This is a genomic window from Dryocola clanedunensis subsp. sulfonylureivorans (assembly GCF_016756775.1).
GTDB lineage: Bacteria > Pseudomonadota > Gammaproteobacteria > Enterobacterales > Enterobacteriaceae > Dryocola > Dryocola clanedunensis.
In genome coordinates this window covers 37,626-52,594 of record NZ_JAERMU010000006.1, presented here as the reverse complement: position 1 = coordinate 52,594, position 14,969 = coordinate 37,626, and the positions used below count along the sequence as shown (strand labels likewise).

Genomic DNA, 14,969 nt, shown 5'->3' with positions numbered 1-14,969 from the left:
AAACACAGGGTTCCGCTATGAGACCGACACATCCTCCGCACGGTGATAACTATGATCACCATCCGTGACGTTGCACGCATTGCCGGTGTTTCCGTAGCGACGGTTTCCCGCGTCCTGAACAACAGCGCGCTGGTCAGCCCTGAAACCCGTGAAAGCGTGATGCGGGCCGTGGCTCAGACCGGCTATCGTCCCAACGCCAACGCCCAGGCGCTTGCTACCCAGGTGAGCGACACCATCGGCGTGGTGGTGATGGATGTCTCCGACCCCTTCTTCGGCGCGCTGGTTAAAGCGGTGGACGTTGTGGCTCAGGAGCACAATAAATATGTGCTGATCGGCAACAGCTACCATCAGGAAGAAAAAGAGCGTCACGCTATTGAGGTGCTTATCCGCCAGCGCTGCAACGCGCTGATCGTGCACGCCAAGGCGCTGAGCGACGAAGAGCTTGCCGAATTCCTTGAGCATATTCCCGGCATGGTGCTGATCAACCGCATCGTGCCGGGTTACGCGCACCGCTGCGTCGGCCTCGATAACGTGAGCGGGGCTTTAATGGCGACCCGAATGCTGTTCAATCAGGGGCATCAGCGCATCGGCTATCTGGCTTCCAGCCACAATATTGAAGATAACGAACAGCGCCGGGAAGGGTGGCTGCGTGGCCTGGCGGAGCAGGGGATTGTGGCTCCGGAGAGCTGGGTCGGCGTGGGCTCACCGGATATGCAGGGCGGGGAAGCGGCGATGGTTGAACTGCTCGGACGGAATTTACAGCTCAGTGCGGTGTTTTCATATAACGACAGCATGGCGGCAGGTGCGCTGACGGCATTGAAAGATAACGGCATTGTCGTGCCGCATCATGTTTCAGTGATTGGCTTTGATGACATCCCCATTGCCCGTTACACGGATCCGCAGCTGACCACCGTCCGCTATCCCATCGTTTCAATGGCTCGTCTGGCGACGGAACTGGCGTTGCAGGGGGCTGCCGGGACGATAGACAGTTCGGCAACGCACTGTTTTATGCCGACTTTAGTGCGTCGCCATTCCGTCTCGCCAAAGCAAATTGTGGGGCCGATCACTCTCCTTCCAAAGACTTTGATGTAACCGGTTTCAATTTGTGAGTAAATTCACAGTTAATTAACATTGCGCTGTCTATGATGTCAGCGTTTTATAGGCTGAAACTATATGTAACGGTGATTAATCGGTTTCACTATAGGTATTAAGCCAAAAACCAGCCATAAAATGCACTTCAGGATCGTTACAGAACACGGAAGCTTATTTTTTTAGGATAATTTTCGGCATTCAGTAACGTTTCTATAACATTGCTGCCCTGCCTGAATCTCACGTAGAACTACCCTGCAAAAAAACCGGAGATACCATGAATAAGAAGGTTTTGACCCTGTCCGCTGTTATGTCTTGCATGCTGTTTGGCACGGCTGCTCACGCTGCTGATACCCGTATCGGCGTGACCATCTATAAATACGACGATAACTTCATGTCAGTCGTGCGCAAAGCTATCGAAAAAGATGCAAAAGCCAGCCCGGACGTTGAGCTGCTGATGAACGACTCCCAGAACGACCAGTCCAAGCAGAACGATCAGATCGACGTGCTGCTGGCGAAGGGCGTGAAGGCGCTGGCTATCAACCTGGTTGACCCGGCAGCAGCAGGCACGGTCATTGAAAAAGCCCGCGGCCAGAATGTCCCAATCGTGTTCTATAACAAAGAGCCGTCTCGTAAAGCGCTGGATAGCTACGACAAAGCTTACTACGTGGGCACGGACTCAAAAGAATCCGGCATCATCCAGGGCGATCTGATCGCTAAACACTGGGCGGCAAATCCGGCCTGGGATCTGAACAAAGACGGTCAGGTTCAGTTTGTGCTGCTGAAAGGCGAACCGGGCCACCCGGATGCTGAAGCTCGTACCACTTACGTTATCAAAGAGCTGAACACCAAGGGCCTGAAAACCCAGCAGCTGCAGTTAGATACCGCGATGTGGGACACCGCCCAGGCGAAAGATAAGATGGACGCGTGGATGTCCGGCCCGAACGCTAACAAAATCGAAGTGGTTATCGCCAACAACGATGCGATGGCAATGGGCGCGGTAGAAGCGCTGAAAGCGCACAACAAATCTTCTATTCCGGTCTTCGGCGTGGATGCCCTGCCGGAAGCGCTGGCGCTGGTTAAATCTGGCGCGATGGCCGGTACCGTGCTGAACGATGCCAACAACCAGGCGAAAGCAACCTTCGATCTGGCGAAAAACCTGGCGGCGGGTAAACCTGCGGCAGAAGGCACGAACTGGAAGATTGAAAACAAGATCGTGCGTATTCCTTACGTCGGCGTTGATAAAGACAACCTGGCGCAGTTCTCAAACAAATAATATAAGTCAGACAGTTCTGCCCGGGCAAACCGCCGCCCGGGCAGGCCTTACGCTCAGCAACACTTTCGCAGCCAGGTATAACTATGGTCAGCAATCAGACAACAGCGCCTGAATTCTTGTTGGAAATGACCAACGTCAACAAGTCATTCCCCGGCGTAAAGGCACTGGATAATGTGAATTTAAAAGTGCGTCCTCATTCCATTCACGCATTAATGGGAGAGAACGGTGCCGGTAAATCAACGTTATTAAAATGCCTTTTCGGAATTTACAGCAAAGATTCCGGCAGCATTCTCTTCCAGGGACAAGAAGTGAATTTTACCAGCACCAAAGAGGCGCTGGAGAACGGTATTTCCATGGTGCATCAGGAACTGAACCTGGTCCTGCAACGTACCGTGATGGACAATATGTGGCTGGGTCGTTATCCAACCAAAGGCGTATTTGTCGATCAGGATAAAATGTATCGCGACACGAAAGACATTTTCGATGAGCTGGATATTGATATCGATCCGCGCGCCCGCGTAGGCACGCTTTCCGTATCACAAATGCAGATGATTGAAATTGCCAAGGCGTTTTCCTATAACGCTAAAATTGTCATTATGGATGAGCCAACGTCCTCCCTGACGGAAAAAGAAGTCAACCACCTCTTTAAAATTATCCGTAAATTAAAAGAGCGCGGCTGCGGCATAGTTTATATCTCCCATAAAATGGAAGAGATATTCCAGCTGTGCGATGAAATTACGATTTTGCGTGACGGACAGTGGATCGCCACCCAGCCGCTGGAAGGGCTGGACATGGATAAAATCATCTCCATGATGGTTGGCCGCTCCCTGAACCAGCGCTTCCCGGACAAGTCCAACGTGCCGGGTGAAGTGATCCTCGAAGTCCGAAGTCTGACCTCGCTGCGTCAGCCGTCGATCCGCGATGTCTCCTTTGATCTGCATAAAGGCGAGATTCTGGGGATCGCAGGCCTGGTCGGCGCGAAGCGTACCGACATTGTGGAAACGCTGTTTGGTATCCGTGAAAAATCCTCCGGCACCATTATGCTGCACGGTAAAAAAATAAATAACCACAGCGCGAACGAAGCAATCAACCACGGCTTTGCGTTAGTGACCGAAGAGCGCCGCTCGACCGGCATTTACGCCTACCTGGATATTGGCTTTAATTCCCTGATTTCAAATATTCGCAATTACAAAAATAAAATAGGCCTGCTCGATAATACGCGTATGAAAAGCGATACCCAGTGGGTTATTGATTCCATGCGGGTGAAAACACCAGGGCACCGTACTTCCATTGGTTCACTGTCAGGCGGTAACCAGCAGAAGGTGATTATTGGCCGCTGGCTGCTAACCCAGCCGGAGATTTTAATGCTCGATGAGCCTACGCGCGGTATTGACGTAGGGGCGAAGTTCGAAATTTACCAGCTGATTGCTGAGCTGGCTAAAAAAGGGAAAGGCATCATTATTATTTCGTCCGAAATGCCGGAGTTGTTAGGGATTACAGACCGTATTCTGGTAATGAGCAATGGCCTCGTTGCGGGAATTGTAGACACTAAAACAACCACGCAGAACGAAATATTACGTCTTGCGTCTGTGCACCTTTGATAATTTAGGGGCTATTGAAAATGAGTGCGTTAAATAAGAAAAGTTTTCTAACTTATCTGAAAGAAGGCGGCATTTATGTCGTTTTGCTGGTGCTGCTGGCGATTATTATTTTCCAGGATCCGACGTTTTTAAGCTTGCTGAACTTAAGTAACATCCTGACCCAGTCCTCGGTGCGTATTATTATCGCGCTGGGCGTGGCGGGCCTGATTGTTACCCAGGGGACCGACCTGTCTGCCGGGCGCCAGGTAGGCCTTGCGGCGGTTATTGCGGCAACGCTTCTGCAGTCGATGGATAACGTCAATAAAGTGTTCCCGGATATGGCGACCATGCCTATTCCGGTGGTGCTGCTGATTGTCTGTGCCGTTGGCGCGATCATTGGCCTGATTAACGGCATTATTATTGCTTACCTGAACGTGACGCCGTTTATCACCACTTTGGGCACGATGATTATCGTTTACGGTATCAACTCCCTGTATTACGACTTCGTGGGGGCGTCGCCGGTATCCGGCTTTGACTCTAACTTCTCGACGTTTACCCAGGGGTTCATCGCCTTAGGGACGTTCCGGCTTTCTTACATCACGTTCTACGCGCTGTTTGCGGTGATGTTCGTGTGGGTGCTGTGGAACAAAACTCGCTTTGGCAAAAACATCTTTGCTATCGGCGGCAACCCGGAAGCGGCGAAAGTGTCCGGCGTTAACGTCGGCCTGAACCTGATTATGATCTATGCGCTGTCCGGCGTGTTCTACGCCTTCGGCGGGATGCTGGAAGCGGGGCGTATCGGTTCGGCAACCAATAACCTCGGGTTCATGTATGAGCTTGATGCGATTGCGGCGTGCGTGGTAGGTGGCGTGTCGTTCAGCGGCGGGGTAGGGACGGTTGTTGGCGTGGTGACCGGTGTTATCATCTTCACCGTTATCAACTACGGCCTGACCTATATCGGCGTGAACCCATACTGGCAGTACATCATCAAGGGCGCGATTATTATCTTCGCGGTTGCCCTGGATTCACTGAAGTACGCTCGTAAGAAGTAAGAAACGAATCCACCCTGCACGTCATTGTAGGGTGGATAAACGAAGTGTCATCCACCGTCCCGAACTCGAGTATATGGCGGATGACGCAGGCTTATCCGCCCTACGCATTATCCCCACCTTGCCTTATTTCTTCTCTTTCTTCTGTAGTTCCAGCAGCTGCTCTGGCGTTACCGCCGGGTAAGCCTGTGCATCATCCGGCACTTCGTGTATTGCCGGAATGGGGATCAGCGGGCCGAGGAAGCGCGGCTCACTCTTGAAGATATACACATCGGCAATAGCGCCCAGACGAGCGGCAAATTCACGCATGCGTACGGACAGCATATTCTTTGGCGACGGGACGGCATAGCACTGCGCCTGAATGCCTTCATGCAGGGCGATGAACAGCGCGCGCTCGCAGTGGAAGCGTTGGGTAATGATGATGAAGTCGTTGGTGTCGAACACTTTGCGGGTGCGCACAATCGAATCCAGCGTGCGGAAGCCGGCATAGTCGAGCACGATATCAGCGGGGTCAACGCCTGCGGCTATCAGATCTTTGCGCATGGTTCTGGGTTCGTTATAGCTGGACTGCGCGTTGTCACCGCTTAACAGCAGATAATTCACTTTGCCGCTGTTGTAGGCGTTTAGCGCTCCCTGGATACGGTAGAGGTAATATTGGTTAATGACGCCTGTGCGGTAGTACTTGGCCGTACCGAGCACGACGCCAACCTGGCGATAGGGCAGGTCCTGCAGCTCGTCGTAAACGTAGGAGGAGGTTTTCCAGCTCATCCACCGGTCGAGGGCAAGCGCAGTCAACGCAGTCAAGCCGATGAGGACTAACAGGCTATAAAACAAGCGTTTCAACATGGACTTACGAGCTCGTGGTTTGGATGCAATTTTACACAAGGCTACTTTACCTGGCGGGGAAGAGCAAGATAAGCGGGTTTGGTTGAGGGTAATTTCAACAGTGCGGGTGTGGGTACACCCGCATAATTTGGGTCAGGCCAGCAGAGTTCGGTCAATGTTCTGGCAGCCAAGCGCTTTCAGGGTCGCGACCGTCGCATCCCACTGCGTCAGCGGTGCATCAGCAAGTTCTGCCAGCACTGCACGCTGAATGTCGGCGTACTCATAGCCCGACAGGCTCAACAAATTCAGTGCTGCCTGGAGCGGCGGCAGAGACGGGTTGAAGGCAGCGTTTTCCGCATAGCTTCCGGCAATGATGTTGCCGTCCTTCAGCGCCAGCGCCACACCAGCTGGCGCTTTGCTGTACGGGGCATGGCTGCGGTTGGCCGCAACGATGGCCGCCTGGTTGATCTCATCACCTTCTGCAGCGTAGCCGTGGTCCATCTCATCAAGCAGCAAGGTTTCAATGGCAAGATCCCGCGGCCCAAATGAATCCGGCAGGTAATCCCCCAGGGTGGCAGGCTTGCGGCCGGGGAGGTTTATCTGCAGCTTCACGCCGCTGTTCAGCTCATTCATAAACTGGCGGCAGTGGCCGCACGGCGTGTAATTAACGGTAATCGAAGCCAGACCTTTTTCGCCGCGCATCCACGCGTGCGTAATGGCGCTTTGCTCAGCGTGGACGGTTTGCTGCATGGTAGAGCCAGCAAACTCCATATTAGCCCCGAAATAGAGATTACCGCTGACGCCACGGGCCACGGCCCCGACGTTAAAATTAGAAATCGCCGCGCGGGCGCAGGCGGCGGCAAGAGGAAGCAGGGCAAAGGCAAGCGCGTCATCATCCAGACCCGTCTGGTGTTTCAGCGTTTCTACTTCCCGCGCACGTAACATTGCCGGGAAGTGGTCGTCGGCAAGGAGAGGGGGCAGTGCGGCCTGCAGTGAAGCCGGGAGCTGTGCGAAAGCAGCATCAAAACGAGAGCGCATCTATCAGAGCCTCATATCAGGTTATGGAGCCGTAGTTTACGGCCCTTTATGGGCTTTATATGTGATCAGTATCTAATTGCAAATGCAACGAATGAAATAAATGTTGAAAATGCGCGATCTCTCGCAAGTTTTAACCAAAGATTGAGACGATAGCCGGTAATAAAAACGGTGCGAGAAGCGATGTGATGATCCCGCAGATGACCAGCGCAAGCGAGCTGAATGCGCCTTCCTGAAAATCCATTTCCACGCAGCGGGCGGTCCCCAGTGCATGGGCTGCACTGCCGATTGCCAGCCCGCGCGAAGCCCTGGTTTTAATGCGCATAATATTCAGCAGCGTATGGCCCAGCACGGCACCGAGTATGCCGACATAAATCACGCAAAGGGCGCTGATCGCCGGTATTCCGCCAATACTTCCCCCTACGGCCATTGCAATCGGGGTTGTGACCGATTTGGGCAGGATGGAGGCCGCGATTTGTACAGGCGCGCCCATCATCAGCGCAATGCTGGTCCCGGTTATCATCGCCACCAGGCTGCCAATAAAGCAGATGGTAATGATGGATTTCCAGCGCGCGCGGATCTGGTGCAGCTGCTCGTAAAGCGGAAAGGCCAGCGCCACGACCGCTGGTTGCAGCAAATCGTTAAGCACTTTCGACCCCTGGAAATAGTGCTCGTAGGGGATGCCGGTGAGCAGCAAAAAGGGGATCAGAATTGCCATGCTGACTAACAGCGGGTTGAGCAGCGGAGTAGGGAAGCGAACCGCCAGTTTGCGCGCGCCGTAAAAGACCAGCAGGGTTAACGGTAAAGACCACCAGATGGAGTGAATCATTTTTTGTCCGCCTCAGCTTCACCAACAACTTTACGTTCGCCGTGCACCAGATGGGAGCTCCAGCTCACGATAACCAATACCAGCAGCGTGCTCACCGTACAGGAGACAATAATCGGCGCGAATTCCGCCCGCAGCACGTCGAAATACTGCATCACGCCGACGCCAATAGGGACAAACAGCAGCACCATATAGCGGATGAGGAGATGGCAGCCGGGCTTCACCCATTTCGCGGGAAGGATCTGTAAGGAGAGCAGCACAAACAGAATCAGCATGCCAAGAATGCTGCCGGGAATGGCGATGGGCAGCACGGCAGAAAGGGCGATACCGGCATATAAACACAGGTAAATGAGGATAAACGATCTCAGAAACTGCCAGATAACGGTGAGCGAATTACGCATGGAGATAACCCCTTAGGAAACGCATTCATCATACAATTAAATCTAAAATTGTGCTACCGGTCACATCATGACTTATGAGCATACCAAATATTCCTGAAAGGAAGGTTCCAGCATGCTCTGTCACAGGCAATAAAAAAGCGACCCGAAGGTCGCCTCTGGATTGCTGACAAAGAAGGAAAAAGCGTGGTTTTTCCTTCTTTGTGGTCAGCAGGCGAAAATCAATGAATTGATTTTCCTTGTTATTTATTCGGTGAGGTCTTTGCGAAGTACATGCGCTTTAGGTTTGTCATCAGTCTGAAGCGACCCGAAGGTCGCCTTTAACGGTTTGTGCAGGCTGGATAAGCGTCTGCGTCATCCACCATACTAAAGCGTCTTTTAGTTCAGACGTACCGGCATACCGGAACGGTTCTGAATCGCCTGGTCCACAACTGTTGTATCAACGTCAGGCTGAGCGGTAATCGCGGTGACGTTATCTTTCAGCGTAATCGGTACGATTTCACCGGAGTTGAACTGCGCTTCGGTCGTCGACAGCGGGTTGTGAACTTCAAGGTAACGGGAGCCGTCCGGCTCGACGGTGGCTTTCACCGGCTCATCAATGAACTGTACGCGAGTACCGACCGGTACATTCTCGAACAGGAACTTGATGTCTTCGTTACGCAGACGCACACAGCCGTGGCTGACGCGCAGGCCAATACCGAAGTTGGCATTTGTACCGTGAATAGCGTACAGGCGGCCGATGTAGAGCGCATACAGGCCCATTGGGTTGTCAGGGCCGGCTGGCACAACGGCTGGCAGTGGCGTCCCCGCTGCTGCGTATTCCGCATGCATTTTCGCGGTTGGCGTCCAGGTTGGACCTGCTTTCTTACGTTCTACCTTTGTTGTCCAGTTAATCGGGGTGTCTTTACCCAGCTGGCCGATACCGATTGGCAGCACGATGACCGTGTTGGTGCCTTTCGGATAGTAGTAGAGACGCATTTCAGCGCTGTTGATAACGATACCTTCATGAACGGTATCCGGCAGGATCAGCTGCTGGGGAATGTTCAGAATTGTTCCTGCTTTTGGCAGATACGGGTCAACGCCCGGGTTGGCTTCCAGCATGTTAGACAGACCCATCTGGTACTGCGCCGCAAACTCTTCAAGCGGCGAAGTGCTACCTTCAGGGATCGTGATGACCTGGTTTTGACCAATCAGACGGCTACCATCGGTAGGCAGCGGATAGGTCACGGCAGAGGCTGTCTTGCAAAAGGAAACGGCAGCCACAAATGCCAGTAAAATTGTGCGTATTTTCATATTCATGATGTGCGTAGTATTTATGGCCACACAGGCTAGTTAGTTGAAAATCGGATGGGGTTCAGGCGCGCATTATATGTGCATTCCATCGGTGTGGGAAATCGGATGTGGCTTAAATCACACTTTTTTTACATCAGTTAAACTCTAGACAAAGTACAACCAACGCGATCCGAGCACATACTTATGGCATAATGTGGCCAATATCACAAATTACCCCTCATTTATCAGGACATCTCTGTGCTAGTTTCCAGTAACGTCACAATGCAGTTCGGCAGTAAGCCGCTGTTTGAAAACATCTCCGTCAAATTTGGCGGCGGCAATCGCTACGGCCTGATTGGCGCTAACGGTAGCGGTAAGTCCACCTTTATGAAAATCCTGGGGGGCGATTTAGATCCTACCCTGGGTAACGTCTCTTTGGATCCCAACGAGCGCATCGGTAAGCTGCGCCAGGACCAGTTCGCCTTTGAAAAATTCACCGTGCTCGACACTGTGATCATGGGCCACGCAGAACTCTGGGAAGTGAAAGAGGAGCGCGACCGCATTTACGCGCAGCCAGAGATGAGCGAAGAAGACGGCTACAAAGTTGCCGATCTGGAAACCAAATACGGCGAAATGGACGGTTACACCGCGGAAGCCCGCGCGGGTGAACTGCTGCTGGGCGTGGGAATTCCCGTTGAGCAACATTACGGCCCGATGAGCGAAGTTGCACCCGGCTGGAAGCTGCGCGTGCTGCTGGCACAGGCGCTGTTCTCAAACCCGGACATCCTGCTGCTCGATGAACCGACGAACAACCTGGACATCGATACCATTCGCTGGCTGGAAACCGTGCTCAACGAGCGCAACAGCACCATGATTATCATCTCGCACGACCGTCACTTCCTGAACATGGTTTGTACCCACATGGCGGATCTGGACTACGGCGAGCTGCGCGTTTACCCGGGCAACTACGATGAATACATGACGGCGGCTACTCAGGCCCGTGAGCGTCTGCTGTCCGACAACGCGAAGAAAAAAGCGCAGATTGCTGACCTGCAGTCCTTCGTCAGCCGCTTTAGCGCCAACGCCTCTAAATCCCGTCAGGCGACTTCCCGCGCCCGTCAGATTGATAAAATCAAGCTCGACGAAGTGAAAGCCTCCAGCCGTCAGAACCCGTTCATCCGCTTCGAGCAGGATAAGAAACTGTTCCGTAACGCGCTGGAAGTGGAAGCGCTGAGCAAAGGCTTTGAAGAAGGCCCGCTGTTTAAGGACGTGAATCTGCTGATTGAAGTCGGCGAAAAAGTTGCGGTACTGGGGACCAACGGCGTGGGTAAATCCACGCTGCTGAAAACGCTGGTCAGCGAGCTGGCACCGGACGCGGGCACCGTGAAATGGTCCGAGAACGCGCAGCTTGGCTACTACGCGCAGGATCACGAATACGAGTTCGAAAACGATCTGACCGTCTTCGACTGGATGAGCCAGTGGATGCAGGTCGGTGACGACGAGCAGGCCGTGCGCAGCATCCTTGGTCGCCTGCTGTTCAGCCAGGACGACATCAAGAAGCCAGCCAAAGTGCTGTCCGGTGGTGAAAAGGGCCGCATGCTGTTCGGCAAGCTGATGATGGAACGTCCGAACGTGCTGGTGATGGATGAACCAACGAACCACCTGGATATGGAATCCATCGAGTCGCTGAACATGGCGCTGGAGATGTATCCGGGCACGCTGATCTTTGTCTCTCACGACCGCGAATTCGTCAGCTCTCTTGCTACTCGCGTCATCGAAATTACGCCAGAGCGTGTTATCGACTTTACCGGTGGGTATGAAGATTACCTGCGCAGTAAAGGGATTGACTCCTGACAGGAAAAACGCCGTTTTTTCTTTCTTTGTCAGCAATCTAAACCCCGCCTCGGCGGGGTTTTGTTTTTTTACAGGCTCCAGCAATCCTGCACGGATCCTTCCACCACTAAACGTCTTGTCTCGCCTGCCGGCAGCGTCAGCTTTAGCTCCGTCCATGCAGGCTGATAATCACCCTTGCGGCTAAAGGTGAGATGGATCTCCTCCGCCGTGCAATGAATCTCCCACGCAAGCCAAAGCGCATTGCCCTGCTGATAACCCCAGCTCTCCCCGTCATCTTCGAACAGGCTGCCTTTTGACACGCCTGTACCACGCAGCGGGTAGATTTTTAGCTCGCGTACATCGTCAGCACTGGCATCCACGTGCGTAATGCGGGAAGAGTGTGGCAGAGCGGCACCCGCGCGAACCAGCAGCGGCAGATGCTCAAGCGGTGCTTCAACCACGACAGACTGCCCGCCGCTGTACCACTGACCTGTGTAATAGTCGTACCAGCCCGCGCTGTTCTCCGGCAGCCAGACCTCACGCTGGCGCTGCCCTGGTTCCACCACGCTTGCGACCAGCAAATCTCGGCCCAACATGAAGTCGTCGCACTCTTCGAAAGTCTTCGCATCATGCTCGTGATCCAGGAAGGTGGGGCGCAGCATCGGCTCGTCGTCAGCGTGTGCCTGCCAGAGCAGGGTGTAGAAATACGGCAGCAGGCGGTAACGCGTTTCGATGGCGCTGCGGATAGCCGGCGTGACGCCTGCATGCATCCACGGCTCGTTTACCGTCTGGTCGTCGTTCCAGGAGTGGATGGTGAAGCGCGGGTGCATCACACCGTTCTGAACCCAGCGCACGAATAATTCAGCATCTGGTTTATCGCCGGAGAAGCCACCGACGTCGTGGCCTACGTTGTACAGCCCTGACAGGCTCATGCCTACGCCCATGCGGGTGTTATAGCGTAGCGTATTCCAGCTGGTGCGGTTGTCCCCGCTCCAGGTTTGCACGTAGCGCTGCATCCCGGCGCAACCTGAACGGGAAATCAAATACGGGCGCTTGTCAGGCGCAAATGCCTGCTGGGCTTCCAGGGAGGCTCGCATCATTAGCAGCGGCATCACCGGGCGAATGTTTTTGATGGCAATCTCTTCGCCAAAGCCGTGGCAGCGCGCTTCGCCGTCCCACACTTCGAACTCATTGTTATCGTTCCAGGTGGCGTCGATACCCATCTCCAGTATTTGGGTAGTGACCCCGTGCTGCCACCACTTCACGGTTTCCGGATTGGTGAAATCGAGGTGTGAGCCTTCGTCGTCCCAGAAGCTTGAACGTTCCGGGGCGTTTTGCTCAGAATCCCTGATGAACAGCCCGCGCTCCGCCACTTCGCCATAGCGCGGGTGATCCTGCAGCAGGCAGGGTTTGATATTGGCCGCAAGCCTGAGCCCCGCGTCATGGAACGCCTGGCTCATCACCTTCGGCTGCGGCACTTTGTCGTAGTTCCAGTTGAAGACATAGCGCTTATTGTTGATGGAGGTATAGCCGGATGAGAGCTGGAAAGAGTCGCACGGAATCGCGTGCTCTTTGCACAGGCGGATAAAGCTCATCAGCTGCTGCTGGGCATCTGGCGCATCGGTGTAATGCATGGTGGAACCGCTGTAACCGAGGCTCCATTTCGGGCCAAACAGCGTTTTGCCCGTCAGGCGAACGAAAGCTTTGGTGACGTCCACCACTTTCGGGCCGAGGAACAGGTAATAATCCACGTCGCCGGATTCCGCCTGCCAGCGGCGATAGGGCAGGTGGTAGTTGTCAATCTCGTTGCCTAAATCCAGCCAGCTGTTGCTCAGGTTGTCATAGAACATCCCAAAACTGACGTCCGGACGACGCGTGATAGTAAAAGGAATGTGTTTGTAGAGCGGGTCGGTGGATTCGGCGTTATAGCCCATCGCATCCAGGTTACGCATCTCATAGCGTTTGCCTGTTCGGGCCAGCGGGCCCGCTTTCTCACCGAGGCCGTAATAGCTCTCATCTTTAAAGCGGCGCTGATAGTGCGCCACACCGTCGCTGTGGGCGTTAAGCAGGTAGGCGCTGGTCGGGCGGTCGCTCGCCAGCGGCAGCCACCGGTCGTTGTCGCCCTTGTACTCCCACGCAAGCCAAAGCGGCTGGTGGACAATCACGCGCAGTTTATCGCTGCTGATAAGCAGGGTGTCATCCTGTTCTTCTACCGCGAAAGCCGGCAGTGAGAAGCCTTCCAGACTTTCACGACTGCGGCCTTCCCATGGCACGTCATCCTGCGGCGCGATGCTCCAGGTGCGGTTCAGCGCCAGCTTGTTTTCTCGTTTAATCAGCACACGGAACATCCCTTGTTCCAGCACGTACAGGCAGAGTCGATGCTTGCCGTCCACGCTCAGTTCAACGTGGTGCGCATCAGAGTTCAACATTGTCCAGTTCTTCAGGGTTTTCATGTTCACAATCCATTTCAGGCACGCTTAGCGCGGCGTTCAGCAATAAAAGAAACCAGGAATACGGCGCCAATCAGGTCAAAGAAGCCCATGGCGATAAACAGCGGGTTGTAGCCAATCTTGTCGGCGGTGACGCCAATCAGCAGCGAGAAGAGGAAGCTGGCGATCCAGGCCGCGGAGCCACGCATTCCGTTGACGGTTGCCATCTGGCCCTTATCGAATGAATCGACAACCAGCGCGCTCAGCATGCAGGAGATGATCTGGTGCCCGAAGCCGCCCACGGAGATCAGCGCGATGGTGATATAGGGATCTTTGGTGATGGCGACTAAGGCCAGCGAGATCATCAGGAAAGCGCCGGTGACCGAACTTGCCACTATCGAGTTTGTCCGCGTACAGCCGAACCAGCGGGTGTAAAGCTTAGTGAGATAGCCACTCGCCACGCTGCCGAGGTCGGCGGCCAGGAAGGGGAGCCAGGCGAACATGGCAATTTGCTTAAGATCCATACCGCGCTCGCTGGCCAGATAGAGCGGCACCCAAAAGCTCAGGACGGCCCAGGCGGGTTCGGCCATAAACGCCGGAATGGCGATACCGTAGAAGCGTTTGTTTTTACCCACGGTTTTCAGCGCGGTCAGGAAGGGCAGGCGCACCGCCGGAGGCTCGTTATCCTGCTTGATGAAGGCGAGTTCGTCTTTGCTCAGATTCGGATGCTGCTCGGGGTTGTGATAGAACAGCCACCACAGAATGACCCACAGCATGGCCAGCACGCCGGTGAACATAAACGCGCCCTGCCAGCCGAAAGAGGCATGCGCAAAGTAGATGATCGGCGGGGCCAGCATCGCACCGATGGAGAAGCCCACTCCGGCCCAGCCTGCGGCAACGGGACGCTCTTTTTTCGGGAACCATTCACCGATGGTTTTGGCATTGGCAGGCGTTGCCGCCGCTTCTGCTCCCCCCATAAAGAAACGCAGGATAGCAAGCTGTAACCAGCTCCCGGCACCGGCGTGCAGCATACAGACCACGGCCCAGATCCCGGCGCAGACCAGGAAGCCAAGCTTCAGGCCTATCACGTCGATCAGCCAGCCGCAAATGGGCTGGAAGAGGGTGTAGGCCAGCTGGAAAGCGCCGACGATCCATGAATATTGTTCGGTGGTAATGCCAAGGCTGGTTTTTAATTCCGGGGCGAGGATCCCCAGCGAGTTGCGGGTAATGTAGTTCACGGTCACGCCGAGTAAAAACAGCACCAGCACCCACCAGCGCAGGTTACGAATGGTACGTTTAGCTTTTACCGCCGTGACGTCCTGTTGTATGCCATGACTCATGTCGTTCTCCAGGTAGC

At 54.3% G+C, this 14,969-nt stretch carries 12 protein-coding genes; 5 read left to right on the top strand and 7 right to left on the bottom strand.

The features are described 5' to 3' along the window. Positions 1-51: 51 nt before the first annotated feature. From galS to mglC, 4 genes are all read left to right on the top strand, one after another. The gene (gene galS, locus HYQ67_RS07455) at positions 52-1,092 is read left to right on the top strand and encodes an HTH-type transcriptional regulator GalS (RefSeq protein ID WP_202302912.1); all 1,041 of its coding nucleotides are present in this window, start codon (positions 52-54) and stop codon (positions 1,090-1,092) included. A gap of 274 nt (positions 1,093-1,366) precedes the next feature. Beyond that, positions 1,367-2,365 carry a galactose/glucose ABC transporter substrate-binding protein MglB gene (mglB, locus tag HYQ67_RS07450; RefSeq protein WP_202302910.1) on the top strand — a complete coding sequence of 333 codons (999 nt, stop codon included), beginning with the start codon at positions 1,367-1,369 and terminating at the stop codon, positions 2,363-2,365. An 83-nt stretch (positions 2,366-2,448) separates the two neighbouring features. Further along, complete coding sequence (gene mglA, locus HYQ67_RS07445; RefSeq protein ID WP_202302908.1) at positions 2,449-3,966, top strand: galactose/methyl galactoside ABC transporter ATP-binding protein MglA; 1,518 nt, start codon at positions 2,449-2,451, stop codon at positions 3,964-3,966. Positions 3,967-3,986: 20 nt separating this feature from the next. Beyond that, a complete protein-coding gene (mglC, locus tag HYQ67_RS07440) occupies positions 3,987-4,997 on the top strand; it encodes a galactose/methyl galactoside ABC transporter permease MglC (protein ID WP_202302906.1) in 1,011 nt (336 codons plus the stop codon). 123 nt (positions 4,998-5,120) lie between these two features. Here the strand turns inward: mglC and sanA are convergent, their stop codons facing one another. The 5 genes from sanA to ldtB form a co-directional block, all read right to left on the bottom strand. Beyond that, positions 5,121-5,840: an outer membrane permeability protein SanA gene (sanA, locus tag HYQ67_RS07435; protein ID WP_202302904.1), complete on the bottom strand. Its 720-nt coding sequence runs from the start codon at positions 5,838-5,840 to the stop codon at positions 5,121-5,123. Positions 5,841-5,972: 132 nt separating this feature from the next. Then, positions 5,973-6,857 (bottom strand): cytidine deaminase, encoded by an 885-nt coding sequence (cdd, locus tag HYQ67_RS07430; RefSeq protein WP_202302902.1) that lies wholly within the window; start codon positions 6,855-6,857, stop codon positions 5,973-5,975. Between the two features lie 130 nt (positions 6,858-6,987). Continuing rightward, a complete protein-coding gene (locus tag HYQ67_RS07425) occupies positions 6,988-7,683 on the bottom strand; it encodes a CidB/LrgB family autolysis modulator (RefSeq protein WP_202302900.1) in 696 nt (231 codons plus the stop codon). Further along, entirely contained in the window at positions 7,680-8,081 is a 402-nt protein-coding gene (locus tag HYQ67_RS07420) for a CidA/LrgA family protein (RefSeq protein ID WP_202302898.1), read from the bottom strand. Before HYQ67_RS07420 ends, HYQ67_RS07425 begins: the two co-directional genes overlap by 4 nt. Positions 8,082-8,456: 375 nt before the next feature. Continuing rightward, positions 8,457-9,377 (bottom strand): L,D-transpeptidase, encoded by a 921-nt coding sequence (gene ldtB / locus HYQ67_RS07415; protein WP_202302896.1) that lies wholly within the window; start codon positions 9,375-9,377, stop codon positions 8,457-8,459. Between the two features lie 231 nt (positions 9,378-9,608). Between ldtB and HYQ67_RS07410 the strand changes: the two genes are divergently transcribed. Continuing rightward, positions 9,609-11,204: an ABC-F family ATPase gene (locus HYQ67_RS07410; protein ID WP_202302894.1), complete on the top strand. Its 1,596-nt coding sequence runs from the start codon at positions 9,609-9,611 to the stop codon at positions 11,202-11,204. 68 nt (positions 11,205-11,272) lie between these two features. Here HYQ67_RS07410 and HYQ67_RS07405 read toward each other — a convergent pair whose 3' ends face one another. Together HYQ67_RS07405 and HYQ67_RS07400 are read right to left on the bottom strand one after the other, a co-directional pair. After that, the gene (locus HYQ67_RS07405) at positions 11,273-13,636 is read right to left on the bottom strand and encodes a glycoside hydrolase family 31 protein (protein ID WP_202302892.1); all 2,364 of its coding nucleotides are present in this window, start codon (positions 13,634-13,636) and stop codon (positions 11,273-11,275) included. A 14-nt stretch (positions 13,637-13,650) separates the two neighbouring features. After that, a complete protein-coding gene (locus tag HYQ67_RS07400) occupies positions 13,651-14,952 on the bottom strand; it encodes an MFS transporter (RefSeq protein ID WP_202302890.1) in 1,302 nt (433 codons plus the stop codon). Positions 14,953-14,969: the final 17 nt, after the last annotated feature.

Excerpts from the sequence above, each read along its gene's own strand:
- galS (WP_202302912.1), top strand. The coding sequence starts at position 52 with ATGATCACCATCCGTGACGTTGCACGCATTGCCGGTGTTTCCGTAGCG.
- mglB (WP_202302910.1), top strand. The coding sequence starts at position 1,367 with ATGAATAAGAAGGTTTTGACCCTGTCCGCTGTTATGTCTTGCATGCTG.
- mglA (WP_202302908.1), top strand. The coding sequence starts at position 2,449 with ATGGTCAGCAATCAGACAACAGCGCCTGAATTCTTGTTGGAAATGACC.
- mglC (WP_202302906.1), top strand. The coding sequence starts at position 3,987 with ATGAGTGCGTTAAATAAGAAAAGTTTTCTAACTTATCTGAAAGAAGGC.
- sanA (WP_202302904.1), bottom strand. The coding sequence starts at position 5,840 with ATGTTGAAACGCTTGTTTTATAGCCTGTTAGTCCTCATCGGCTTGACT.
- cdd (WP_202302902.1), bottom strand. The coding sequence starts at position 6,857 with ATGCGCTCTCGTTTTGATGCTGCTTTCGCACAGCTCCCGGCTTCACTG.
- HYQ67_RS07425 (WP_202302900.1), bottom strand. The coding sequence starts at position 7,683 with ATGATTCACTCCATCTGGTGGTCTTTACCGTTAACCCTGCTGGTCTTT.
- HYQ67_RS07420 (WP_202302898.1), bottom strand. The coding sequence starts at position 8,081 with ATGCGTAATTCGCTCACCGTTATCTGGCAGTTTCTGAGATCGTTTATC.
- ldtB (WP_202302896.1), bottom strand. The coding sequence starts at position 9,377 with ATGAATATGAAAATACGCACAATTTTACTGGCATTTGTGGCTGCCGTT.
- HYQ67_RS07405 (WP_202302892.1), bottom strand. The coding sequence starts at position 13,636 with ATGAAAACCCTGAAGAACTGGACAATGTTGAACTCTGATGCGCACCAC.
- HYQ67_RS07400 (WP_202302890.1), bottom strand. The coding sequence starts at position 14,952 with ATGAGTCATGGCATACAACAGGACGTCACGGCGGTAAAAGCTAAACGT.